The 25,184-nt window shown below is 63.9% G+C and carries 21 protein-coding genes and 1 tRNA gene; 7 read left to right on the top strand and 15 right to left on the bottom strand.

Annotated features, from left to right (window positions below; genetic code table 11):
• Positions 1-10: 10 nt before the first annotated feature.
• From NLM27_RS31600 to NLM27_RS31585, 4 genes are all read left to right on the top strand, one after another.
• Entirely contained in the window at positions 11-751 is a 741-nt protein-coding gene (locus tag NLM27_RS31600) for a di-trans,poly-cis-decaprenylcistransferase (RefSeq protein WP_254146998.1), read from the top strand.
• A 136-nt stretch (positions 752-887) separates the two neighbouring features.
• Positions 888-1,574, top strand: coding sequence for a DNA-3-methyladenine glycosylase I (locus tag NLM27_RS31595; protein ID WP_254146997.1), 687 nt, complete (start codon positions 888-890; stop codon positions 1,572-1,574).
• 31 nt (positions 1,575-1,605) lie between these two features.
• Positions 1,606-1,899, top strand: coding sequence for a DUF1330 domain-containing protein (locus NLM27_RS31590; RefSeq protein WP_254146996.1), 294 nt, complete (start codon positions 1,606-1,608; stop codon positions 1,897-1,899).
• Positions 1,900-2,104: 205 nt separating this feature from the next.
• The gene (locus NLM27_RS31585) at positions 2,105-2,398 is read left to right on the top strand and encodes a hypothetical protein (protein ID WP_254146995.1); all 294 of its coding nucleotides are present in this window, start codon (positions 2,105-2,107) and stop codon (positions 2,396-2,398) included.
• Between the two features lie 137 nt (positions 2,399-2,535).
• Here the strand turns inward: NLM27_RS31585 and NLM27_RS31580 are convergent, their stop codons facing one another.
• The 3 genes from NLM27_RS31580 to dinB all read right to left on the bottom strand — a co-directional run bounded on the left by NLM27_RS31580 (position 2,536) and on the right by dinB (position 7,055).
• Positions 2,536-4,008 (bottom strand): oligosaccharide flippase family protein, encoded by a 1,473-nt coding sequence (locus NLM27_RS31580; protein ID WP_254146994.1) that lies wholly within the window; start codon positions 4,006-4,008, stop codon positions 2,536-2,538.
• 401 nt (positions 4,009-4,409) lie between these two features.
• A complete protein-coding gene (locus NLM27_RS31575; RefSeq protein WP_254146993.1) occupies positions 4,410-5,855 on the bottom strand; it encodes a sensor histidine kinase in 1,446 nt (481 codons plus the stop codon).
• A gap of 99 nt (positions 5,856-5,954) precedes the next feature.
• The gene (dinB, locus tag NLM27_RS31570) at positions 5,955-7,055 is read right to left on the bottom strand and encodes a DNA polymerase IV (protein ID WP_254146992.1); all 1,101 of its coding nucleotides are present in this window, start codon (positions 7,053-7,055) and stop codon (positions 5,955-5,957) included.
• Positions 7,056-7,098: 43 nt separating this feature from the next.
• Between dinB and NLM27_RS31565 the strand changes: the two genes are divergently transcribed.
• Together NLM27_RS31565 and NLM27_RS31560 are read left to right on the top strand one after the other, a co-directional pair.
• A complete protein-coding gene (locus tag NLM27_RS31565; RefSeq protein ID WP_254146991.1) occupies positions 7,099-7,542 on the top strand; it encodes a TspO/MBR family protein in 444 nt (147 codons plus the stop codon).
• A gap of 95 nt (positions 7,543-7,637) precedes the next feature.
• Positions 7,638-7,847, top strand: coding sequence for a hypothetical protein (locus NLM27_RS31560; protein WP_254146990.1), 210 nt, complete (start codon positions 7,638-7,640; stop codon positions 7,845-7,847).
• A gap of 27 nt (positions 7,848-7,874) precedes the next feature.
• On the opposite strand, the gene NLM27_RS31555 is transcribed toward NLM27_RS31560, so the two are convergent.
• The 11 genes from NLM27_RS31555 to NLM27_RS31505 form a co-directional block, all read right to left on the bottom strand.
• Positions 7,875-7,951 (bottom strand) — tRNA-Arg (locus NLM27_RS31555).
• A gap of 61 nt (positions 7,952-8,012) precedes the next feature.
• Complete coding sequence (locus NLM27_RS31550; protein WP_254146989.1) at positions 8,013-9,068, bottom strand: diguanylate cyclase; 1,056 nt, start codon at positions 9,066-9,068, stop codon at positions 8,013-8,015.
• A complete protein-coding gene (locus NLM27_RS31545) occupies positions 9,068-12,181 on the bottom strand; it encodes an EAL domain-containing protein (RefSeq protein WP_254146988.1) in 3,114 nt (1,037 codons plus the stop codon). The genes NLM27_RS31550 and NLM27_RS31545 overlap by 1 nt, the downstream gene beginning before the upstream one ends.
• Before the next feature lie 174 nt (positions 12,182-12,355).
• Entirely contained in the window at positions 12,356-13,441 is a 1,086-nt protein-coding gene (locus NLM27_RS31540; RefSeq protein WP_254146987.1) for a branched-chain amino acid ABC transporter permease, read from the bottom strand.
• On the bottom strand, positions 13,438-14,448 hold the full coding sequence (locus NLM27_RS31535) for a branched-chain amino acid ABC transporter permease (RefSeq protein ID WP_254146986.1): 1,011 nt from the start codon (positions 14,446-14,448) through the stop codon (positions 13,438-13,440). Before NLM27_RS31535 ends, NLM27_RS31540 begins: the two co-directional genes overlap by 4 nt.
• Positions 14,445-15,167, bottom strand: coding sequence for an ABC transporter ATP-binding protein (locus tag NLM27_RS31530; protein ID WP_254146985.1), 723 nt, complete (start codon positions 15,165-15,167; stop codon positions 14,445-14,447). Before NLM27_RS31530 ends, NLM27_RS31535 begins: the two co-directional genes overlap by 4 nt.
• Complete coding sequence (locus tag NLM27_RS31525) at positions 15,164-15,940, bottom strand: ABC transporter ATP-binding protein (RefSeq protein ID WP_254148981.1); 777 nt, start codon at positions 15,938-15,940, stop codon at positions 15,164-15,166. Before NLM27_RS31525 ends, NLM27_RS31530 begins: the two co-directional genes overlap by 4 nt.
• A 193-nt stretch (positions 15,941-16,133) precedes the next feature.
• Positions 16,134-17,318: a substrate-binding domain-containing protein gene (locus NLM27_RS31520; protein WP_254146984.1), complete on the bottom strand. Its 1,185-nt coding sequence runs from the start codon at positions 17,316-17,318 to the stop codon at positions 16,134-16,136.
• 343 nt (positions 17,319-17,661) lie between these two features.
• Positions 17,662-19,098: a sigma-54-dependent Fis family transcriptional regulator gene (locus NLM27_RS31515; protein ID WP_254146983.1), complete on the bottom strand. Its 1,437-nt coding sequence runs from the start codon at positions 19,096-19,098 to the stop codon at positions 17,662-17,664.
• A gap of 259 nt (positions 19,099-19,357) precedes the next feature.
• Entirely contained in the window at positions 19,358-21,094 is a 1,737-nt protein-coding gene (locus tag NLM27_RS31510) for a bifunctional diguanylate cyclase/phosphodiesterase (RefSeq protein WP_254148980.1), read from the bottom strand.
• 369 nt (positions 21,095-21,463) lie between these two features.
• On the bottom strand, positions 21,464-22,429 hold the full coding sequence (locus NLM27_RS31505) for a sensor histidine kinase (protein WP_254146982.1): 966 nt from the start codon (positions 22,427-22,429) through the stop codon (positions 21,464-21,466).
• A 180-nt stretch (positions 22,430-22,609) separates the two neighbouring features.
• Between NLM27_RS31505 and NLM27_RS31500 the strand changes: the two genes are divergently transcribed.
• Complete coding sequence (locus NLM27_RS31500) at positions 22,610-23,449, top strand: SDR family NAD(P)-dependent oxidoreductase (protein WP_254146981.1); 840 nt, start codon at positions 22,610-22,612, stop codon at positions 23,447-23,449.
• Positions 23,450-23,675: 226 nt separating this feature from the next.
• Here NLM27_RS31500 and NLM27_RS31495 read toward each other — a convergent pair whose 3' ends face one another.
• Entirely contained in the window at positions 23,676-25,049 is a 1,374-nt protein-coding gene (locus NLM27_RS31495) for a cytochrome P450 (protein ID WP_254146980.1), read from the bottom strand.
• Positions 25,050-25,184: the final 135 nt, after the last annotated feature.

Genomic DNA, 25,184 nt, shown 5'->3' with positions numbered 1-25,184 from the left:
AGACTTTGTAATGCAAAGTAACCTCGTGTCCTGCGACGACAAGCTTCACGTCGGTATCATCATGGACGGCAACGGCAGGTGGGCGACACGACGCGGCCTGTCGCGCGTGCGCGGCCACGAGGCCGGCGTCGAGGCGATCCGCCGCATCGTCGAGGCCGCGCCTAAGCAGGGCATCGGCACGCTGACGCTCTACGCCTTCTCCACCGACAATTGGCGAAGGCCGAAGGCCGAGGTTGCCGCGCTGATGACCTTGCTGCGCTTCTATCTCGCCAATGAGGTGCAGAGCCTCGTCAAGAACGGCGTGCGCCTCACCGTGATCGGTCGCCGCGACCGGCTGCCCGACGGCATCGCCACCGCCATCGCGCGCGCCGAACAGGCCACTGCCAATGGCAGCACGCTGCATTTGCGCATCGCGGTCGACTATTCCGCGCGCGACGCCATCCTCAATGCCGCCGCGAAGGCGGCGGCGCTGACAAGCCTCACGCGCGAAGCCTTCTCGCAACTCGTCACCGGCGAGGCCGGTCTTCGCGACGTCGATCTCATCATCCGCACGTCGGGCGAGAAGCGGCTGTCGGACTTCCTGCTCTGGGAAGGCGCCTATGCCGAATTGCACTTCACCGAGCGGATGTGGCCCGAATTCGATGCGGGCGCTCTCGCCGAGGCGCTCGCCGCCTTCCATGGCCGCGAACGCCGCTTCGGCGGCCTCCAGGCAATCATGCCCGAGGAGGTGCCTTCACTTTCTCGCGCATGACAGTGACGCGGAGCGGAGCAAGTCCCCGCAGCAGTCGCGCGCGCGAAGATGCTGACGCAGCGGGTCCGGGCGTCTGAGGTCTGGACCGGGTCATCGAATTCTGATGTCGTGGCGGACCCTCAACGCGGATCTCCATATGCCCTCCTTCAAGTCCATTCGTGCCCGCGCCGAGAAACGCAAGGGCGGGCCCAAGGCGCTGGAGAAATTGATGCCGGCAAAGCCGGACCTGAAGCGTCTGGCCAAGCTCGGCGACGATCGCATCCTCGCCGAAATGACAAAGCGGGTGTTCTGCGCCGGCTTTGCCTGGAGCGTGATCGAGACGAAATGGGACGGCTTTGAAGACGCCTTCCTGCATTTCCAGCCGGCCAAGCTCAGCTTCCAGCCCGAGGATTATTGGGAAAGCCTGCTGAGCGATGCGCGTATCGTACGCAACGGCGCCAAGATCATGTCGGTGCGCGACAACGCCGCTTTCGTCCAGGAGATTGCGCAGGAGCACGGCAGCTTCGGCAGGTTTCTGGCGAAATGGCCGTCATCCGACGAGATCGGCCTGCTCGATCTCCTGACCAAGCGCGGCAGCCGGTTAGGCGGAAATACCGGCCAGATGCTGCTGCGCTTCGTTGGCTGGGACGGCTTTGTGACCTCCAAGGACGTGGTGGCCTGCCTGCGCGATACAGGTCTCGACATCGCCGAAGAGGTGAAATCGAAGGGCGACCTCGCCAAGGTGCAGGCGCAGTTCAACGCCTGGGCGGAGGAGACCGGTCTGCCCTACACTTATCTGTCGCGCATCTGCGCGCTGTCGGTCGGAGAGAACCGCGGCGAGTAACGGATCACCACTGGAAATCAGGAGAACAAGAATGGCAAAAGCCTATTGGGTTGCGACCTATCGCGCGATCAAGAACCCCGACGCCATGGCGGCCTACGCCAAATTGTCGCGTCCGGCGATCGAAGCGGCTGGGGGGCGTGTGCTCGCACGCGGGGTGCCGGCTGCGGCCTTCGAGCTGGGCCAGATGGAACGCGTCGTTCTCATCGAGTTCGACAGCGTCGAGAGCGCCAGGGCCGCCTATGCGAGCCCGGCCTACCAGGCCGCTCACGACCTGCTCGGAGACGGCGCCGACCGCGACATCCGCATCGTCGAAGCCGTCGATTAGCGTGGTCGTCGGCCAGATCGTGTGCATCCTGTGGCGATCTCGTGCCGCCGGCGCGGCAGATGCGACGCGCGATCACGAAATGCATTTCTCGGGAACATTTGTGCGCAGCACTTGTTCGGGAGTTTGAGCCAGGCGCACACCGGCGCAGGGAACGTCCGCTCTGGCTCAGCTCAATGAAACCCGACGTGACAGAACGGAGCAGCTCATGAAGCTCACATCCGAACAAGTGAAGCAGACCGTCAACCAACTCGGCGCTCAGGTGCTGCCCGACGAGCATCCGGCCATGCCGCAACTCAACAGCATGTTCGGCGAACACACCTTCTTCGTCGACGAGACGGGCCTCAAGGTCCTCGAACCCACACCGTCGCTCGGCGCCGACCGCCAGAGCGGCGAAGTCGTCAGTCTCGCCGATTGGGGCGATTCCGACCTGACGCGCCTGATGGCGCACGAGCCCGAGCCGACCGGCGTGATCGTCGTGTTCGAGCATGTGAGGCATTGATCGAACCCCGAACGGGACTTTCTAAGACACGTGCGCCACGGTGAAGTGCAGGTCGCTCCCGTGGCGCGCGGCTTTGGCGTGCCTGTCACGTGGCAGTCAGCTCTGTTGTCTTGCCAACGAGCTTGGAGCCGATCGCATTATCCGCCACGGACGCTGCGTGCGTAGCGCCACATTTCTCTCCGACAGGCCGGAAACAGCGCGACGATCGCGAGCGAGACCACATAAGAAACGAAGCAGGCTGCCAAATCGGGAATCCCACCGATCGAACGTGTGAGCAGCCAGCGATGCAGCAGAGACACGGTCACGACGGAAGCGAGGGCACCGGCGAGATGAGGCCCGACGACTTTCATGAGATCTCGATGACGCACCGGGCCGCTTCGCCCAATCAGCCACCACAGGATGGGCGTGCGCACGCACTCGCTGATCGAATATGCACTGGCGACGCCGACTGGTCCGAACGGCAGTCCGCATATGAAGGCGACAATCGATGTTGCGACACTGAACAGGCCCCAGCGCATGTATTCCTTGGCGCGGCCCTGGCTAAGGAACAGCCAAGTGGCCGGACTGTTGCTGGTCTGTAGCAGACCGGCAATGCCGAGGGCGACGAAGATCGGCGCAGCTTCGCTCCATTGGCCGCCGAGCAGGGTTTCGACAAGCGTGTCGGCGGATGCGATCATGAAGGCGACGCCAGGCAACACGAGGAGGAACGCCGGCAGTACCGCGCGACGAAACGACTCCCGGTAGCGCTCGGGCTCCTTCAGCAGGCCCGACAGCGTCGGCAGCATGATCCGCACCATCGGGTTGCTGACTTGCTGAAGCGGAAACAGCAGCAGCCGGTAGGCGCGGTTATACGCGCCAAGCGAGGCTGTCCCCCAGACTTTGCCGATCAGCACCCCGTCGGTGTTGCGGGACAGGAATTCGGCAAAATTGTAGCCGGTCACACCGAGCCCGAAGTTCAGCATATCGCGTGCAGCCGTGATCGAGCCGGGCTTCGACGGCAACCATCCAGAACTCAGCCACGCGCCGCCCGCGAGCACCAGGCCCGATGCCAGGCTGCCCGCGAGGATGGCCCAATAGCTGTGATAGACCAGCGCGACCACGACCGAGGTCGCTAGTCCAGTGAGTGCGGCCGCGGATTCCAGGCCCGCCAGCGTCCAGAATCTCATCTGGCGCGTCAGCAACGACAGATGCTGGACGTCGGCGCCGCTCAGCAGCAACGTGACGCTCATGCCCGAGGTCAGTGGGGCGAGATTCGGCACGCTGTAGAACCTGGCGACAAGTGGCGATAGCGCCACCTGGGTGACCGCCAGTACCGCGCCGACGGAGAGGTTCACCCAGAACAGCGCACTCAATTCGGTCTGGGTCAATTCGTCCTTCTGTACGGTCGCGTGTCCAAGACCGAGATCCTGGAATAGCACCGCGAAGGCGAGCACCGGCGAAGCCATTGCATAAGTGCCGAAGTCGACTGGCGTCAGCAGGCGCGAGAGCAGGATCACAGATCCGGTCTGTGTCGCAACGCGCACGACCTGAGTGACGATCGCGGCGAGCGCGCCATTCCGTACCTTCCGGGACTGCTCGTCCTCGGAGAAATGCATGTTGAGTTGAGTCACGATCAGCTCCTCGAGCAGCGAACAACGAAAGCTTCAGGCGCAGTTCGAAAGCGAGACGGTGAATCAATGACAGTTTGTCTTTTCGATTTTCATGCGAGGCGCGCTTCATGCACGTGCGATCAATCGGACGCCGCTCATGCGCTGATCACCGCGCGTGAGAGACTTCGAACTTGTCGCGCGTGAGCAACGTCGCGAAACGCGGACGACTATCCGTCAGTACGTGTCATTTGAATGGCGCGAGCAAACTGCATGCGCAAAAAAATTTGCGTCGATCGCGCGCAAACGGAACGCGATGAATGCATCTTGCTCAAAACGAGGCGTCGAATTGAAATCGAGACGGGTCTGTCAGGTTCACGTCAGGCACTGCCTCGAAGATCGAGACAGAACCGCTCGCAATAGCGTCAGGCCTCGAGACTTCGTGGTTCGCGTGCAAAGTTGTCTTCGGCGGGAATCTCGATCGCGATCTGAGTTCCCGGACCCGCCTTGCTCTCAAGTCGCAAGCGCCCGTTGAGCGATGAGGTGACCAGATTGAACGCGATATGCAGTCCCAGACCAGTATTGCCCTTCTCACGACTTGTCGTGACGAACGGATCGAAGATGTGCGCCTGCAGATGGTCGGGAATTCCGACGCCTTCGTCGGCGCAGACGAGGCGGACTGATTTCGAATCCGTTTGGCTGACCGTGATGACGAACTTGCCGCCTCTCTTGTCGGGATAAGCATGCCCGGCGGTATTGAGAGCGAGATTGCTGATCACCTGCGCAAGCGCTCCGGGGTAGCTGTTGAGCTGGATTCCCGCCGGGCATTGCACGTCGACCGTCAGGCCATGATGCGACAGCAATGGTCCGAGCCTGGATATCAACTCCGACAGCCAATCGTTAAGCTCGAACGTGCGCCGGTCCTCGTCGGCTTGATGTACCGCGACCTGCCTGAAGCCATGCACCATCTCGGATGCGCGGTGCAAATTATCGAAGGTCAGGTTGAGCCCCTGCTTGAGCCTGTCAATTCCCTTCGTCAGATCGGACCGCCGGACCGACGCGCCACCCAAGACGTCGGCCATTGCCTGTAGATCCGTCTGCATGGTCGTCGAGGTCGTCAGGGCAAGGCCGAGCGGGGTGCTGACCTCGTGAGCCACGCCCGCCACCAACTGCCCGAGCGAAGCGAGCTTCTCTGCCTGTACGAGGTGCTCCTGGGTCGCGCGGAGATCGCGCAGCGATTTCTCCGAGCGCTCTTTTTCCCGTTGCAGCGCCTCGGATGTCCGGAACTGCCTTCGCGCCCGGTATTCGCGCGCAGCCACAGCATAGAGCGACAATGCGTATGCGTTCCCGACGAGAGAATGATTGATGAATCTCAGGCCCGTCGGCATCGTCAGCGCGAACGTCTCGGCGACCAGCAGCGCCACCCACGACAGCAAGCAGAAAATCGCCAGCGAGCCGATCCGCAATGGCAACATGGTCGAGACGAACAGGATGATCATCATCATGCCGGGAGCGGCAAAGGTGAAGCCCGACGGCAGAACGAGGTAGATGCTCGGCAGGATGCAGCCGGGAATGACGCAATAGACGAGGAAAATCGTCTCGGCCCATGGCTTCATCCACCGCCGTGACAGCAGCGCGGTCAGCGGGAGCAGCACGAACAGGGCGGTGCCGCCGCGGATGGCGAGCGTGGTCGGAACGATCTCGGGGTAGAGCACCCAATCCCAGATGGTGTAACCGGCATAGGTGGCGGCACCGAGCAGCATCGCGATCTGCGTCCACCCGAGACTGCCTCGGACGTATTGGTCGACAAACCGCCGCTCCTCGATGCGGTCTTCGAAGCGCAGTCCGAGGCGTATCAATAAGGCAAGCATTCCAACATCAATCGCGAAAAATCGTGTTTTGATGTCTCTACGACAGGTTTGGACCCGCGTCGCGGATAAAGATGTCGCGTTGGCCGAGGGTTCCCTGGTTCAAATGCTCAACGTCAGCTGCGGCTCCGAGGTGTCCCCGGCCTGGAGCGAAGACAGCGAGACCCCCAGCAGCCTGACGCGCTTGGGCAGCGGCATCTCGATTTCGAGCAGGCCGCAGGCCAGCCGCTCCAGATCGTCTCGTCCCGCAACCGTCGCCGGGACAGACCGGCTGCGCGTGATGATCTCGAAGTCGGCAAACTTGATCTTCAGGGTCACGGTGCGGCCCCGGTTGCCGGTCGCCTCGCAATGCCGCCATACCTTGTCGACGAGAGGCCTGAGCTCGGCAACCAGCGCGTCGAACTCGGTGAGATCGGTCGAGAACGTGTTCTCCGCGCCGATGGATTTGCGGATGCGGTTGGCCCGGACCGGCCGTTCGTCGACGCCGCGTGATATCCAATAGTAATAGGCGCCCGACTTGCCGAAGTTCGCATTCATGAACTCCAGCGTCTGGTTGCGGATGTCGAGACCGGTGAACATGCCGAGCGCGTTCATCTTCGCAGCTGTTGCCGGACCTATTCCATGGAACTTACCGACCGGCAGCGGCTCGACGAAGGCTGGTCCCATCTCCGGCGAGATCACGAACTGACCGTTGGGCTTGCGATGATCGGAGGCGAGCTTTGCCAGAAACTTGTTGTAGGAGATGCCCGCCGACGCGTTGAGGCCCGTCTCGGCCTTGATCTTCTCTCGGATCAGCAAGGCGATGTCCCGTGCCAGCGGGATGCCTTGCAGGTTCTCCGTCACGTCGAGATAGGCCTCGTCGAGCGACAAGGGCTCGATGATCGGAGTATGCTCGGCAAAGATGTCACGGATCTGCCTGGAGACCGCCTTGTAGACCTCGAAGCGCGGTTTGACGAAGATCAGATCGGGACATTGCCGCTTCGCGGTCACGGATGGCATGGCGGAGCGAACGCCGAACTTGCGGGCCTCATAGCTGGCGGCCGCGACGACGCCGCGTTCCGCGGAGCCTCCGACCGCGACCGGCTTTCCGCGCAGCTCCGAATTGTCGCGCTGTTCCACCGACGCGTAGAAAGCATCCATGTCGATATGGATGATCTTGCGGACGGGCGAAGCATCGCCGGTCACCGTGTCGGATTCGCTCATGGAGCGATGATACGATTACGCGATGAGATGCGCGAGGTGAAGGATGTTCCCGTTGTCGGTCTTCGTCGTCGCCGTGGTAGGCCTTGGCTGGCTGATCGGCGCGACCAATCTGCCGGGAGAGTGGTATGCGGGTCTCGCCAAGCCGGGCTTCGTGCCGCCGAACTGGGCATTTCCCCTGGCGTGGACGATCCTCTACATCATGATCGCTGTTGCGGGCTGGCGGACCTTTCGCCGTGAACCAATGGGCAAAGCGATGCTGGTCTGGGCCGCGCAGCTGGCCCTCAATTTCATCTGGTCTCCGGTGATGTTCACGATGCACCAGATCGGCGCTGCGCTCGTCATCCTCATCGGTCTGTTCGTCGCGATCGTGACCTACATCGGTCTGGAGATGTCACGAGACAGGCTGGCCGCGGCATTGTTCGTGCCCTATGCAGCCTGGGTCGCGTTTGCCGGCGTGCTCAATGCGGCCATCTGGCGTTTGAATTGAGGCATTCAGTCTCGACCGCTTCAAAGAGCGATCTCAGGCTTGTGAGTGGCAAGCATGGTCATGCGACCTAATATGAGCCGGCGGAGGACAGGCCAATGCAATACAGCTCCGAACTCATTCACACGATGCGTCAAGCGCTGGAGACCGTGATGGCGAGCGTACCGGCCCATCAATCGGTCTTCGGCCTGAAAGCGGCCGTCGCCGAATGCATTCTGAAGGCCGCCGCGCACGGCCAGACGTCTTACGACGGTCTCGTGACGTCAGCCTCCGACCAGATTCAGGCGATCGTCTCGATGCTGACGTGAGTGCCGGTCTGCAAAGGGCGATAAGGCTGGCGCACCCGACACGATTCGAACGTGTGACCTTTGCCTTCGGAGGGCAACGCTCTATCCAGCTGAGCTACGGGTGCTAGTCGAGGTTTCATGTAGCCGATTGGCGAGGGGCGGGCAACCGGTTCTCGTCGCTTGCGCTCAAGCCGATTTGCGCCGGGCAGGGGCCGGAACCGCTGCGGCGTCCCGGCCGAGGGCGGCGAACTCGGCAAGCACCCTTTCGGCGCAGATGACGCGGTTGCGGCCGAGCCGTTTGGCCACATAGAGCGCCTCGTCGGCGGCGCCGAGCAGTCGATCGGGGCTGCCATCGGCGCCGCCGGGAACGTGGCTTGCGACGCCGACGCTGAGGGTGACATGGTCGCCGGCCCCCATGGCGCCGTGGGCGATCTGCAAGGCCATGACCGCGCAGCGGATCTCCTCGGCGACGGTGCAGGCGGTGTCGCAATCCATGTCCGGCAGGATCAGCGCGAATTCCTCGCCGCCATAGCGGCTCGCGAGGTCGAGCGGACGCAGGGCGTGCCGGCTGACGGCGGCGGCGACCGCACGCAGGCATTCGTCGCCGCTCTGATGGCCGTGGCGGTCGTTGAACAGCTTGAAATGGTCGACGTCGACGAACAGCAGCGTCAGCGGCTTCTGCGTCCGCTGGGCGCGGGCCCATTCGCTCATCAGCATCTGGTCGAAGGCGCGGCGGTTCGACAGGCCGGTCAGCCCGTCCTTGGTGGCGAGCTCCTTCAGCGTCATCTCGGCGCGCTTCTGGTCGGTGAGGTCGCGCAGCGTCTCCACCACCGCGATCAGGTTGCCGGCCTCGTCGTGGATCGGGCCGGCATCGATGGCGAGATAGAGTTGGCTGCCGAGCTTCGGCATCACGCACCAGTTCTCGGCGCTGAAGCCGAGGCCGTTATGGCCGCGCGCGGCATATTCCGAATAGAATTCCGGCAGCTGCTCCGGCCGGTCGAGCGCGACAAGGTCGGCAAGGCAGGGGCGCCTGGTCTCATAGAAGGCCTGCCAATGCCTGGTGGTGCCGATCACATCCGAGGCGGCGACGCCGGTCAGCCGCTCGCAGGCCCTGTTCCAGATCACGACGCGGCGCTTTGGGTCGATCACGAAGGTTGGCACCACCAGGTGCTGCATCAGCCGCACCGCGTAGGAATCCGCGACGTCGACGGTCTTCGTGGAGTTCTTGCGCGACTTCGCCATCACGCCACCGCCGCCACCGGTCCGGCACTGCCGGAGCCGAACAGCTTTCGCACCTCGCTGGCCGGCTTCGGCGCGCTGAACAGATAGCCCTGCATCTCCGTGCAGCCGAGCGCGCGCAGCATCTCGCGCTGGGCCTCGGTCTCGACGCCCTCGGCGACCGTGGTCATGCTGCTGGCGGCGGCGATGTTCACGACGGCTTGAACGATGACCGGCGCACCGCTGGTCTCCGCGATGTCGGCGACGAAGCAGCGGTCGATCTTGATCTTGTCGAACGGGAAGCGCTTGAGATAACTGAGCGAGGAGTAGCCGGTGCCGAAATCGTCGAGCGCGATGCGCACGCCGATCGCACGGAGCTGGTGCAGGATCGAGAGCGCCGCCTCGTCGTCGCGGATCAGCACGGCCTCGGTGATCTCGAGCTCGAGCCGTCGCGGGTCGAGCCCAGACGCCGCGAGCGCGCCGGCGATCCGCAAGGCCAGCGTGTCGCATTTGAGCTGTACCGGCGAGACGTTGACCGCGATGCGGACATGCGCAGGCCAGGTCGCGGCCTCGTTGCAGGCCATGCGCAGCACCCAATCGCCGAGCTCGTTGATCAGGCCGGTGTCCTCGGCGACCGGAATGAATTCCGCCGGCGACACCATGCCGCGCTCGGGATGACGCCAGCGCAGCAGCGCCTCGCAGCCGGAGACCTCGCCGGAGCGGAGATCGACCAGCGGCTGGTAGTGAATCTCGAAGCCGCCGTTGACCAGGGCCTGACGCAGATCCTGCTCCATGGTCAGGCGCGCCTTGGCGCTCGCATCCATCGCCGGTTCGAAGAAGCGGTGGGTGCGGCGTCCCTCGGCCTTGGCGCCGTACATGGCGAGGTCGGCATTCTTGATGAGCTGATCGAGATCGGAGCCGTCCTTCGGCGCCAGCGCAATCCCGATGCTCGCGTCGGTGGAGAGCTGATGGCCGAGACAATGATAGGGCTGCCGGATCGCCTCGTAGATCCGCGTCACGAACGACACAACCTCGGCAGAGGACCGGATCCCGGTCTGGATGACCGCGAATTCGTCGCCGCCAAGCCGCGCGATCAGGTCGCCCTGCGTCAGGCAGCCGCGCAGACGGCCCGCGATCGCCTTCAACAGCTCGTCGCCGACGTGATGTCCGAGCGAATCGTTGATGCCCTTGAATTCGTCGACGTCGATGTAGAGCAGCGCGAACTGCTCGCCGCCGGCGACCTTCGCCAGCTCGCGTTCAATCTGTGTGCGGAACAGCGTGCGGTTCGGCAGGTCGGTCAGCGCATCGTAATGCGCCATGTGAGCGATCTTCTCGTCGGCGCGCCGCTGCTCGGTGACGTCATCGACGACATTGATGAGGTAGCGCGGCTCGCCGGCTTCATCGCGAATGCCGATCCGGGTCGAGGTGATGTAGCGCAACCCCAAGGTCTGGCTCGGCCAGGCATGCTCGTCCTTGGACAATCCCGTGGTCGACTGCAGCGCTTTGCTGTCATCGTCGGTGACGATACTTGCGGTGTCGGCCGGGTAGATGTCGAAGGGGGTCTTGCCAACGATGTCTTCGCGCGATTGGCCGAACTGCTCCGCGGCGGTGCGGTTGATCAGCAGATATTGGCGTGTCAGGGCGTCCTTCACCGTGATCTGCGAGGGGATGTGGTCGATGATCTCGCGCAGGAAGGTGTGGTTGCGGTCCCGCTCCTGTTCCAGATTGCGACGCTCGGTGATCTCTTCGATCGTAGCGACCCATCCGCCCTGCGCGAGCGGAGTGTTGATGACCTGGAAGGCGCGGCCGTTGGGCAGCTGATGTATTCTCTTGGCGACCTTGCCTTCGGCGACGCCCCTCATCACCTCGGCGCAAAATTCCTCGACGTTGCCGCTGAACGCATTGCGCTCCTTGCGATGGTACATCGCCTCGTGGATGTGGCAGCCGGGCTTGATGACGTCGTGGGACAGGCCGAACATGTCAGCATAGCGGCGGTTGCAGGTGACGATGTATCCGGCGGCGTCGTACAGAATCAGCCCTTGCGACATATTGTTCAGCGCGGTGTCGAGCCGCAGTCGTTCGGCTTCGATCCGCTCCTGGGCCTCGCGGTTCTGCCGGTTGATCTGACGAATGATCAGATAGAGGATCAGCGCGATCACGGCGGCCGAAAGTGTCGCCGTCGTGACCATGAAGCCGGTCTGCTGCCGCCAGTCGGCCAGCGCGGCGCTGGTGGTGTTGGTCGCGACGATGACCAGCGGGAAATGCGTCAACGACGCGGCGGAGCCGAGCCGCTCCTCGCCGTCGACCGGACTCCTGACGCGCAGCGTGTGCTGACCGCCCTTGGTCAGCACCCTCTGCATCAGCGGCGCATCCTTGAAGCTCCGTCCGATCAATTCTTCGGCGTGCGGATAGCGCGCCAGCATCTTGCCTTCGCGATCGAACAGCGAGATCGCGGTGCCCTCGGCCAGCGCGACGGATGCGAAATATTGCTGGTAGCTGTCCGGATCGATCCGCCGGACCATCGCACCAAGGAAGCTGCCGTCAGCGCCGTTCAGGCGCCGTGCGACGATCGTGGTCCATTTGTCGATGATGAAGCTGCGAACAGACTCCAGGATGACCGGTTCAGCCGTCGGGTCGGATTTAAACGATTGGAAATAGGCGCGCGAGGAGACGTTGATCTTGGGCAGGGGCTGGGCCCGCGACCAGTTGATCAGGTCGCCCTCGGCATCGTAGATCGCGATGTCGCCGAGATAGGACACCGAGCTGATCTTGCTGCGCAGCATCTGGTTCATCGCAGGCGCGGACATGCGCTCGCGGAACATCGCGGCCGAGGTGATCTCCGGCAGGTTCATCTGCGCGGTCACATCGGCGGCGACGACGTCGGAGTCTTCGAACTGCTGATCAAAGTGCCGCGCAATCAGCTGCACCGTGTTTTCCAGCTCGCGCTCGCGGTTGACCAGGGTCCGCTCGCGGAATTCGCCGACGGCCATGGCGGTCACGGCGAAGATCCCCGCGACCAGCAGCACACCGCACAAGGTCAACCACAGGACGGGGCCACGCCGAATCGCCGCCGCCCTCCAGCCGTTGTTCACGGCTAGGGACATTCCGGCTGCGATGCCTGCAACGATTTGGCGCATTCCCCCTCCCTGGAGGAACAGGAATACACCACACAAATGGCCTAAACCTTAGGAAAGCCAGTTACCTGAGCATTAATCCGGTTGTGCAGGCTCACCCTCATGTCGCTTGGCGCGAATCTCGTCATGGTTGTGTCATGCGTGCCGCAACCGCTGCGGTGCATCGTTAATCGCGGCTTAATGCGAGGCGCCCGCGCTCTTGTCGCTGCCGGCCTTGCGCAGCCGTCCGACCACGCCGGTCGGGAAGAAATACACGCTGGCGATGAACAGCAGTCCAAGCCACAGCAGCCAGCGGTCGGGATGCAGCAGCCCCGGCAGCAGCGGCAGGCCGGCTTCCGACGCCGCCGTGGAGGCGACGCCCATCAGCGACTGCAAATAGTTTTGCGCGAGGATGAAGATGGTGGCGCCGATGATCGCGCCGTAGATCGTACCCATGCCGCCGATCACGACCATCAGCAGAATGTCCAGCATGATCGAGAAGCTGAGGGAGGTGTCGGGCCCAGCATAGCGCAGCCATAGCGCGTTCAAGATGCCGGCGCTCGCGGCGACCAGTGCGGCCAGGCAGTTGGCGTAGGTCAGGTGGAATACGGTGCGGAAGCCGAGCGCCTCGGCGCGGAAACGATTCTCGCGGATCGCCTGGAGCACGCGCCCGAACGGCGAGTTCACCACCCGCAGCAGGGCGAGGATCATCAGGGCGGAGACGGCGAACACCAGATAGAAAGTCAGGATGCGGCCGTTGATCTCGAAGCCGAACAGGTTCTTCGAGATCAGCACGGTGCCGGGGCGCAGCAGTTCGGGCAGCTGGAAGCTGCGCCCGTCCTCGCCGCCGGTCAGCCAGGAGAGCTGCGAGGCCAGCACCTGGAAGGCGGAAGCGACCGCGAGCGTGATCATGGCAAAGAAGATCGCGGCGACGCGCAGCGAGAACAGCCCGATCGCGAGTGCAAGCAGAGCTGCGAGCGGCAGGCCGATGACGATGCCGGTTGCGACCGCAGCCCAGTTCGGGCCCATCCCGTACAACGCGATCGCGATCGCGTAGCTGCCGATGCCGTAGAACATGGTGTGGGCGAACGAGACCGAGCCGGTGTAACCGAGCAGCAAATCGTAGGACGCAACCAGCGCGGCGAAGACGCAGATCTTGGCCGCGACGTTCAGCGCCTTGGCGCCCGGGAACAGGAACGGCGTTGCCGCCAGCGCCAGGATGATGAGGACGAGAACGAGGGTCAGGACGCGGCTGCGCGGCGGGTCGCCGGAGAGGATCATCATCGGCTGGTCACCGCATAGAGGCCGCGCGGCCGCCACATCAGAATGGCGACCATCAGCAGGATGTTGGAGACGAGGGCGAGTTTCGGCACGAGGAAGCCGCCGTAATTGGCCACCATCGCCACCAGGATCGCGCCGATGAAGCAGCCGCCGATCGACCCGAGCCCGCCGATGATGACGACGATGAAGATCAGCACGGTGAGGTCGTCGCTCATGGAGGCGTGAACCTGCTCCCGATAGAGCGCCCACATCACACCGCCGAGACCGGCGAGCGCCGATCCCGTCATGAACACGCCGAGGAACAGGCGGCGGATGCGATAGCCGAGCGCCTCCACCATCTCGCGGTTCTCGACGCCGGCGCGGATCAGAAGTCCGAGCTTGCTGCGGTTGAGCACGAGCTGGATTGCGATGAAGATGGCAAGGCCGATCAGCATCGCCAGCACGCGATATTTTGCAATCGCGACGTCGCCGAGGATGAAGGAGCCGCGCAGCGAGGTCGGCAGCGGCATCGGGATGATCTGAGGTCCCCATAGCGCATAGAGCGTCTGCTCGGCGACGATCAGGCCGCCCGTCGTCATCAGGATCTGCTTCAGATGCTGGCCGTAGACGGGCAGGATCAGCACGCGCTCGACGATCAGGCCGAGCGCGCCTGATACCGCCATCGACAGCAGCGCGGCCGGCGCCAGCACCGCGAGGTTCACCCACAGCGAATCGGCCTGAAGGGAGGCCGCGAACGGCGCCAGCACCAGGGTGGCGACATAGGCGCCGACGGCGATGAAGGCGCCGTGGCCGAAATTGAGCACGTCCATCAGGCCGAACACGAGTGTGAGTCCGGAAGCCATGATGAAGATCATCATGCCCATGGCGAGGCTCGCGGCGGTCAGCGTCAGCCAGGAAGAGGTCGAGCCGATCAGCGGGATCATGAGCAGGGCGAGCGCCACCGGCAGCAGGATTGGCGCCAGGTCGCGCTTCGGCTTCGGCAGCGGATCATTCGCGGCGAGTTCAGTCACTGGTGCGCCTCCAGGCTCAGGCCGAGCAGCCGCTCCTGCAGCGACACGTCGGCGGCGAGTGCCGCCATCTCGCCGCGGTGGACGATGGTGCCGTTGTCCATGACCAGCACGCTGTCGCCGAGCTCGCGGGCGGCGAAGAAATTCTGTTCGACCAAGAGGATGGTGGCGCCCTTGCGCTTGATCTCCTTCAGGCACTCGATCAGCGCCATCACGATGGCGGGCGCGAGGCCCTTGGTCGGCTCGTCGATCAGGAGCAGCTTGCGCGGCTCGATGATGGCACGCGCGATCGACAACATCTGTTTCTGTCCGCCCGAGAGGCTTCCGGCACGCGACAGCCAGAACCGGCGCAGCGCCGGGAAGAAGCCGAAGATCCAGTCGAGCTGGGTGTCGTCGAGCGGCCCGTCGCGCGCTGCCAGCACCAGATTCTCCTTGACCGTGAGGTCGGAGAACACGGCCATGCTCTCCGGCACATAACCGACGCCGAGCCGGGCGATGTCGGGCGTAGCGCGGCTCTCGATGCGCATCCCGGCGAGGCTGATCTCGCCATGCGAGGCCTGCCACAGACCCATGATGGTGCGCAGCGTCGTGGTCTTACCGGCGCCGTTGCGGCCGAGCAGCATCGTGGTCTGTCCTTGCGGAACGGCGAGGTCGATGCCCTGGAGAATGTGATAGCGGCCGATGTGGGTATGCACGCCGGATAGTTTGAGAAGGTCGGTCATGCTGCGCTCTCTGCCGAGTTCTTGGGCGCAACGCCGAGATAGGCTTCCTGCACGATTGGCGAAGCGATCACCTCGGCAGGCTTGCCGTCCGCAACAAGCTGGCCGTTATGCAGCACGATGATGCGGTCGGCGAGCGAGCGGACCACGTCCATCTTGTGCTCGACGAGCAGGATGATCTTGCTGCTGTCCTGCTTGAGCTGCGCGATCAGGTTGAGGACGACGGGCACCTCGTCGATGCTCATGCCGGCGGTCGGCTCGTCGAACATGAACACCTTAGGCTCCAGCGCGATCATCAAGGCAACCTCGAGCTTGCGCTGGTCGCCATGCGACAGCACCGTCGCGACCACGCCGCGGCGGCTGCCGAGCGCGACCTGGTCGAGGATGGCGTCGGCACGCGCGATCAGGTCGCGGCGCACCATCCAGGGCCGCAGCATGTCGTAATGCGTGCCGCTGGCGGCCTGCACCGCGAGGCGGACGTTCTCTTCGACGGTGAGGTTCGGAAACAGGTTTGTCAGTTGGAACGCGCGTCCGAGACCCGCACGGGTCCGCATCGGGGCGGAGTGCTGGGTGATGTCGGTGCCGTCGAACAGGATGCTGCCGCTCGAGGCGCGGAGCTGGCCCGAGATCAGATTGAAGTAAGTGGTCTTGCCGGCGCCGTTCGGCCCAACGATGGCGGTGAGCTCGCCCGGGCGGAACGTGCAGGTGACGTTGTTGACCGCCACATGGCCGCCAAAGCGGATGGTGAGGTCGCGGGTTTCGAGGGTCAGCGTCATGGGTGTCGGGCGAATGATGAGATGAGGATCTAACCGCGAGGGCACGCTGCGCTCCCTCCCCCGCTTGCGGGGGAGGGCAGGGGAGAGGGTGTTTCCGCAAGCGAGAACCCCCAAGAGGACAGAGCCCTCACCCGGATCGCATCTGACGATGCGATCCGACCTCTCCCGCAAGCGGGAGAGGTGAGCACCATCCCTACCGCTTGTTGCGGACGGGAACGTCCATGTCTTCGATCTTCAGCTCGCGCACCGGCTCGAGCACGGCCCAGGCGACGTTCGGATCGACCTTGACCTTGAAGTGATACATGCTCTGGAGCGCCTGATGGTCCTCTTTCCGGAACACCATCTTGCCCTTCGGCGTGTCGAACTCCAGCCCTTCCATCGCCGTGATCAGCTTCTCGGTGTCGGTCGACTTCGCCTTGGTGACGGCGGCGACGACGGACATCGCGGCGGCGAAGCCACCCGCGGTGAAGAAGTCCGGCGGTGAATTGAAGCGCTTCTGGTGCTCGGCGACGAACCAGTCGTTCACCGGATTCTTCGGGATCTCGTAGAAATAATAGGTCGCACCTTCCATGCCGGGCAGGCCCTTATAGGCCGCGAGCGCCGGCAGGATGTTGCCGCCGGTCGACAGCTCGATGCCGTAGCGCTTCGGGTCCATGTCCTGGAGCTTGGCCAGCGGATTTCCGGCGCCGGCCCAGATCACCCAGATCACCTTGCGGCCTGGCTTGTCCTTCAGCGCGTCGAACAGGCGCTGGCCGACTGCGGTGAAGTCGGTGGTCGAGGTCGGGGCATATTCTTCCGCGGCGAGCGTCGCGCCGGTCTTGGCGAGCGCCTCCTTGAAGGCCGCGACGCCGTCACGACCGAACGCGTAGTCCTGCGCCAGCGTTGCGACGGTAACGCCCTGCTTGCCGATCGCGACCGCGTTGGAGATCGCGTCCTGCGAGGAGTTGCGCGCAGTGCGGAAGATGTAGCGATTCCACTTCTCGCCGGTAATCTGATCCGCGACCGCGGGCTCGACGATCAGGATCTTCTTGTTCTCCTCGGCGACGGGGAGGATGGCGAGCGCCGCGGCAGACGAGGTCGTGCCGATCGCAATGTCGGCCTTGTCGTCCTGATAGGCTTCCGCGAGCGCGGCCTTCGAAAGGTCGGGCTTGCCCTGGTCGTCCTTGGTGATGATGACGATCTTGCGGCCGTCGAGCGTCATCGTACCCTTGGTGGCATATTCAAAGCCCATTTTCAGGCCGGTCTCGGTCTGCTTGGCATAGGCCTCGAGCGGACCGGTCTTGCCGTAGATCAGCGCGACCTTGAGATCGTCGGCCCGTGCGGAGGTGACCGCGGCGAGCGCGAGGATGGTTGTTGCTATGATGAGCGATCGACGCACGATGGTTCCTCCTTGAATGAACTGCCTTGGTCACAGCGATTTGCACAAGTGTGCAGACATTGCAATTCCGCCTTCCGGCAGTGTTTGCATGAGGCTGCATATGACAGTCTGTTGACGTATGCGTGCCGGATTGTCGCAAGCCGCGAGCAATTCGCGTTAACGATCTCGGCCTTGCAATCAGCCCATGCGTTTCCTCTCGCTGGCCTAGAGCAAGCTCTGCGCCAGATGCTAAGCTTTGCGCGAGAATGGCTGAAAATGCGGCAATTATCGACGAGAGCGTCAGGTGACGGCCGCTGCCCCGATGTCAGGAATCCGAGACTCCGGACACGCGCCGTCTCGAAACTCAGACGGGCGGCGATCCCGACGCGAGGCCGAACTTGGCGAGCTTCTTGTAGAAGGTCGCCCGCGAGATACGGAGCATGCGCGCGGCTTCCGCGATCTGGCCGTTGCTGGCAGCGAGCGCATGCTCGAGCGTCTTCTTCTCGAACTCGGCCTCTGCTTCGGCGTAAGGAACGACCGATCCAGTCATCGGCTGCGCCGGCGCCGGGCCTGCATCCGCGCCGACCGGCAGGATGTGGACGAAGTCGTCGCCGGTCAGCCGCCCGGAATCGCTGAGGATCAGCGCCCGCTCCAGGATGTTGCGGAGCTCGCGGACGTTGCCCGGCCAGTCGTAGCGCGCAAGCGCGGCGAGCGCGCTCGGCGTGATCTTGGCGCTGACATAGTCGCCGGATGCGCTGATGTCCTCGATCAGCCGGGCGCAGATGTCAGGGAGGTCATCGAGACACTGGCGCAGCGGCGGTAGATCGATCGAGAGCACGTTTAGACGATAATAGAGATCGGGCCGGAACACGCCGTCACTGACGCGTTTGCGCAGATCCACGTTGGTGGCGGCGACCACGCGCACGTCCACCCTGGAGATCTTGTCCGAGCCGACCGGCTCGATCTCGCGTTCCTGGAGCACGCGCAGCAGCTTGGCCTGCAATTGCAGCGGCATCTCCCCGATCTCGTCGAGGAACAGCGTGCCGCCGTCGGCGATGCGGAATTTGCCCTCGCGCCCCCTGCGGTCCGCACCGGTATAGGCCCCCGGCGCGGTGCCGAAGAACTCCGACTCGATCAGCGTGTCGGGAATCGCGGCGACGTTGACGCTGACGAACGGCCTCTCGGCGCGGGATGAGGCGTTATGGATCGCCTGCGCCAGCATCTCCTTGCCCGTTCCGGTCTCGCCGGTCAGCAGCACCGTGACGCTCTGCCGTGCGGCGCGGCTTGCCAGCTCCTTGGCTCGAGCGATGGCGGACGTCGTGCCGACGAAATCGGCGAAGGTGAAGCGTGCGGCACGGGCATTGGACAATTGCCGCCGCGCCAGCCGCAGATCGCTCTCGAGCTGGGCGACGCGGGCCAGCAGCGGCTTCAGGCTTTCGAGGTGGTCATAGAGCACGAAGCCGATCGCGCCGATCACCTCGCCGCCCTCGTCCTCGATCGGCATGCGGGTGACGACCAGCTGCTCGCCGCCGAGCTCCATGATGTCGAGCAGGATCGGCTCGCCGGTCTCGGCCACCCGCCGCATCAGGCTGTTCGGAATGACCTCCTCGATCGGCCGGCCGATCGCCTCGCTGGTCTGCTTGAGGCCGAGCGCCGTGAGATATTTTTCGTTGACGTAGACGACCCGTCCGCCGCGGTCGATCGCGATCGCACCCTCGCACAGCTTTTCCAGCCGCTCGAACAGCGTCTCCATCGCGCGCGCACGGAGATAGGCGGGATCGCTGATGGAGGCGGCGGGCATGACGTACCTCGCGGGAAGTCTGGCTGCTTCTTAGCAAAAGGGTAGCGATTGCAAAGGGGAATTGGGTTGCTTGCCGGGTCCGTCCCCCGGCGTCGTCGTGGACAAGCGTAACGAAGTGGAGCGCAGATCCAGGACCCATTACCCCGAAAGGTGGTTTGGCGAAGACTCGTGGTTACCCAGTCACGAAAAAACGCTGACCGGGGTAATGGGTCCTGGCATTCGCCAGGACAACATTGAGGTGTTGCGCGCCGCTTGTGCCCTACCGTCGATACGCGCTCGCGCGCGAATAACCCTGGCGGTTCTGCTGCGTCGGGCGGCTTGCCACGCTGGCGCGCGATTCGCTGGAGGCGGGCGTTGCGAGCTTCAGCTCCTCCAGGAAGATCGGACGGGAGAAGTAATAGCCCTGGGCGTAGCGGATCTTGGTCGCGGCCTGGAGGTAGGCGAGCTCCTCGTAGGATTCGAGGCCTTCGGCGATCACGGTCATGCCGAGCGCTTCGCTCAAGGATTCGATCGCGCGCAAGATGCCCTGGCTGCGCGGGCGCTTATGGATGTCGGTGATGAAGGAGCGGTCGATCTTGATCTCGTCGGCGGTGATGTCGGCGAGCGCCGAGAGCGAGGAATAGCCGGTGCCGAAATCGTCGATCGAGATGCCGACGCCGAGCTTGCGGAACATCGGCAGAATCTCGGCCTGAAAATGATTCTTGGCGACGAAGGCGTCTTCGGTCACCTCGATCATGAACCGCTGCGGAAAGCCGGTGTCGTCCAGCGCCTGCGCAAAGCTGCGCATGAACTCCGGGTTGCCGGCCTGCTTGGCGGCGACATTGATGCTGATGGTCGCTTCCGCGCCGAAGGTCTCGTTGATCAGGTCGATCGACTTGACGATCTCGGCGAGCACGAGATGGGTCAGCTCGTCGATCAGCCCGAGCTCGCTGGCGAGGTTGATGAACGAGCCGGGCGCCTGGATCACGCCGTCGTCGTCGCGCAGGCGCACCAGGGCCTCGATGCCCTTCACGGCCTGCGTGCGGATGTCGACCTTGGACTGGAACGCGCAGCAGAAGCGCTTCTCCAGGATGGCGAGCCGCAGCGACTGCTCGACCTTCGTCCGCGCCAGCGCCTCGCGCTCCATGCTGGCATCGAAGAAGGCGGCCGATCCCTTGCCGTCGTTCTTGATGCGATACATCGCGATGTCGGCGTTCTGGCGCAGCGTCTCGAAGCTGCGGCCGTGATCGGGGTAGAGGCTGACGCCGACCGAGGTGGAGGCGAAGACTTCCGAATTGTCGATGAAGAACGGCGCGGTCAGCCGCTCCAGCGTCGATTGCATGAATTCGGCGACTTCCTCCTGGCTCTGGATCGGCGAGAGCAGCAGCAGGAATTCGTCGCCGGAGATGCGCGAGAGCATGTCGGAATCGCGCAAGTCGCGTCCGAGCCGCTTCGACAGCTCGACCAGCAGCGCATCGCCGACGGCGTGGCCGTAATAGTCGTTGATGTGCTTGAAATTGTCGACGTCGAGAAAGGCCAGCGCGAACCGTTCGCCGTCGCGATCCTTTGCGAGGAGACCGTTGGCGCGATGCTCGATCACGCGCCGCGAGGGCAACCCGGTCAGCTCGTCGAAATAGGCCGAGCGGAACAGCTGGTCCTCGAAGTTCTTCTGCTCGGTGATGTCGGAGGACGCCGAGATCAGGAGCTCGCGTCCGGCGAGGCGGACGGGGCGATGGGTCGTGAGCAGCACCTGGCGCGCCGCGCCGTCGTGAAGGGCTTCCTCGGTGACGACGGCCTGGCCGACGCTCAGCGCCCGCCGGCAGGCTTCGCGGCGCGGCGTCAGATCGGGTGAGGGGCGGCTGCCATCGATGCCGAGCTGGGCGGCCGCGGCATCGTTAACCAGCAGAAGCTCGCCGTGCGCGTCCTGCACGGTCAGGCCGGCCGGCAGCATTCTAACGATTTCCTTGAGGAATCCGAGTTCAGCTTCGCTCGCGCCGGAATATCTGTTGTCGTTCATAGAAGTCATGAATCTTCTTGTTCAGCGCGCCTTTGCAATGGGCGCGATCTTGCTCAGTTCCCTCTTAGGTTTGGTTAAGGGGTCCGAAGAAATACGGGGGTGTTTTGGACGAAACTTGCGACGATGCGACGCGCGCCGCCGATCGTCATTAACAGAGTGTCAATGCACCCGGCGAAACCGCGAGCGGAGCGCGCGGGTCGCTGTCGCTTGGAGGGAGTCTTGTTGCGCGATCAGAGGTCGTCATGCCCGGGCTTGTCCCGGGCATCCACGTTCTTGGCTGCCGCAAACAAAGATCGTGGATAGCCGGGACAAGCCCGGCCATGACGCTGTGGAAGCTTCAGTAGCTCGACTTACCGAGTTTGCTGTTCCTCAGCCGCTCGCGGGGATACGGCATTGCATGGTGCAATGCAGGCCGGTGGCCAGATAGGAGACCTCGGCCTTGCCGTCGAAGGCCGATAGCGCCGATTTCAGCAATTTGGTGCCGAAGCCCGGCGGCGATATCTCGCCGATGCTCGGTCCCTCGGTCTCATCCCAGGTGATGGTCAGACGGTCGCCGGTGACCGTCCATGACACCTGCAACAATCCGCGCGGCGCGGAGAACGCGCCATATTTGCCCGCATTGGTGGCGAGTTCGTGAAACATCAGCGACAGCGTCACCGCGAGCTTCGGCGGCAGGAACAGCCGGTCACCATTGAGCGTGAAGCGGACGTGGCCGTAAGGCCCGAGCTCCGCGATCAGGAGATCGCGAATGTCGCAGCCCGCCTTGTCGATCTTCGAGATCAAATCGTCGGTCGTGGCCAGCGAGCGCAGCCTCGGGTCGATCCGGGCCCAGACCTGCGGCTGGTCGTGCAGCACCTGGTGCAGCACGGCGTGCACCGTCGACAACTTGTTCTTCAGCCGGTGCTGGAGCTCGTCGACCAGCAGCTTGCGATACTCTTCTTCCTCGATCAGGCGCCTGGAAATCCGGCGCTGCTCGATCAGCAGCGAGCGATAATGCTCGACGCCCCAGATGGTGAGCGCGCAGACCACCCAATAGAGTGTCAGCAGGGCAAACCGGGCGCGATCGGCAAAGGCGTCGCCGAAATTCAGGACCACGCCGAGCACGCCGCCGACCAGCGCGGTGACGATGCCGATCCGGAAGCCTCCGAAGGCGGTGGCAAAGAACACGGCGGGAAAGTAGGGCGTGAAGTAGACGTCGGGCCGCACATGCGCGAGAGCCCAGCGCGCCAGCGTCGCAATCAACAGGCAGACGACCGCGAAGGCGAGGCTCAGGCCGAGCGATGGCGGTGCCACGCCCTGCCAGCCCTTGCGGAACTCGTCGATCAGCTTCCCCATGCCCAGCCCGGTCGCGACGCCCGTTCAAAAGTCGAGCGATGGTGGCGAATGTTACGCATGTCGGAAGCGCAAGCAAAGCTTGCTATGCCACGGGCCGGCGGGAATAGTGACCGTCGCGGCGCCGTCATCTGTCAGTGTCGCCATCTGAAAATCAAATCATTCGAAAAACGGGAACATTCCATGGGCAGGCTGGACGGCAAGGTTGCGGTCATCACAGGCGCGACGAGCGGTATCGGATTGCGTACGGCGGAAGTCTTCGTTGCCGAAGGTGCCAAAATTGTGATCGCGGGTCGCCGCGCACCGGAAGGCGAGGCACTGGCGAAGCAGCTGGGGGCCGCCTGCATCTTCCGCCAGACCGACGTCACGGTGGAAGCGCAGATGCAGGCGCTGATCACGCTCGCGGTCGACAAATTCGGTCGGATCGACTGTCTCTTCAACAACGCCGGCGGGCCGGCGCAGACCGGGGGCATCGAGGGCCTCGAGGTCGATCGGTTCGACGCGGCGATGGCGACGCTGATACGCAGCGTCTTGCTCGGCATGAAGCATGCCGCGCCTATCATGAAGAAGCAGGGTTCTGGCAGCATCATTAACAATGGCAGCATCGCCGGCCGTCTGGCCGGGTTCTCGTCCTCGATGGTCTATGGCGCGGCCAAGGCGGCCGTGATCCATCTCACCAAATGCGTGGCGATGGAGCTCGGCGAGTCCAATGTGCGCGTCAACTCGATCTCGCCCGGCGCGATCGCGACCGGCATCTTCGGCAAGGCGCTGGGACTGTCGACCGACGCCGCCGAGAAGACGCCGGCGGTGATGCGCGAGGTCTACAAGACTGCGCAGCCGATCCCGCGCGCCGGTCTCCCTGACGACATCGCCCACGCCGCGGTGTTCCTGGCGAGCGACGAATCCAGCTTCATCAACGGCCACGATCTCGTCATCGACGGCGCCATGACCGGCGGCCGCAACTGGAGCCAGCAGCAGCAGGGCTATGTCGCCTTGCGCAAGGCGTTCGATCAGGGGGCGTAGCAAGCCGCGGGCGACAGAGCCGTAGGGTGGGCAAAGGCGCGCCCTTCGCGCGCCGTGCCCACCATCTTGCTCAGACGTGGAGAAGCGTGGTGGGCACGCTTCGCTTTGCCCACCCTACGAAAGCGGATTTCCGTCATTGCGAGGAGCAAAGCGACGAGGCAATCCAGGCTGTTTTCGCGGAGACGGTCTGGATTGCTTCGCTTCGCTCGCAATGACGACCGTGGCGCTAAACCGCCTTCATCCGTACCCGCAACCCGTCCCGCGGCTTCGGGATCGGCCACATCTGCCAGTCCGGCTTGTAGCCGGGCTCCAGCGACACCTCGATGTTCTGCAGGAAATGCCGCGCAAAGCATTTCGCCTGCATATAGGCGAAGTGCAGGCCGAGGCACATATGCGCGCCGCCGCCGAACGGCACAAAGGCGAAGCGATGGCGGTTGCGCTGGGCTTCCTCGGTGAAGCGCAGCGGATTGAAGCGATCCGGCTCCGGCCAGATCTCCTTCATGTGGTGCGTATAGAGCGGATTGACGCCGATCGCGGTGCCCGCGGGGATCGTAAAGCCCTTGAAGCTGAAATCGCGCATCGCGCGCCGCGGCATCGAGGGCACCGGCGGCTTGATCCGCAGCGCTTCCTTGAAGGCCATCTCCGACAGCGGCATCTTTTCGAGGTCGTCGAAGCTGCTTGGTGCGCCGGGGGCGAGCCCGAGCGCGAGCACCTCCGCGCGCAGCCTGTCCTGCCAGTCCGGATTGGCGGCGAGTTCGCCGATGAAGGAGGTCAGCGATGAGGTCAGCGTGTCGTGCGCCGCCATCATCAGGAAGCTCATATGGTCGATGATGTCCTGCTCGGAGAGCAGCGCGCCGTCCTCATGGGTGGCGCGGCAGAGCTGCGAGAACAAATCGTCGCCGCCGTGATTGCCGCGCCGGAGCGGAATCTGCTCGCGGAAATAGGCGACGATGCGCTTGCGTCCCTTCACCCCTCGCGCCATCTGGGTGCCGGGCAGGGGCCGGCGGACCGGCGCGACGGCGGCCGCGACCATGTCGACGAAGGCGCGGTTGATCTGGTCGACCTCCGGGCCGATGTCGGCGCCGAGGAACGAGGCCGCAGCGAGATCGAGCGTGAGCTGCTTCATCGCCGGGTAGAGCTGCATCTCGCCGGGCTTGGCCTTCCATTGAGCCACCCGCGCTGCGATGCCGCGGTCGAGATCGCCAAGATACGACTTCATCGGCCCGGACTTGAACGCGACCGACAGCGCCTTGCGATGCAGGCGATGCTCGTCGAAATCGAGCAGCATCAGCCCGCGCGGAAACAGCAGGCCCAGAACCTTGTTCCAGCCATGCGTCGAGGAGAACAGCTTCTGCTGGTCGAACAGCACGAGCTCGTTGGCCTCGGGCCCGAGCAGCACGACATTGGTCTCGCCGAAAAAGTGGGTGCGGTAGACCGGGCCGTATTTGGCGCCGTTTGCCTCGATATGTCCCTTGGGATCGGCCAGCACCTGAAAGGTCTTCCCGATGATCGGCCAGCCTTCGTCGCCGGGGATATGCGTCAGCTCGTTGCGCCTTGGCGGGGTGAAGCCGAGCGCAGGGGCCACATTCTGCATCGACATGACGATTGCTCCGGTTGACCGACCGAACAGCGCGCGAGCACAGAGTGGCTGCGGCCCGCGCCAGCTGACCAGGGTCAGCATAGCACAGGCCGGTACGCCTTTGTTGTGAACGTCGTTACAGGCGTAATGCCGATG

The organism is Bradyrhizobium sp. CCGB12, from assembly GCF_024199845.1.
GTDB lineage: Bacteria > Pseudomonadota > Alphaproteobacteria > Rhizobiales > Xanthobacteraceae > Bradyrhizobium.
The sequence above is the reverse complement of the archived record's forward strand: the minus strand, read 5'-3'. Positions and strand labels throughout refer to the sequence as shown.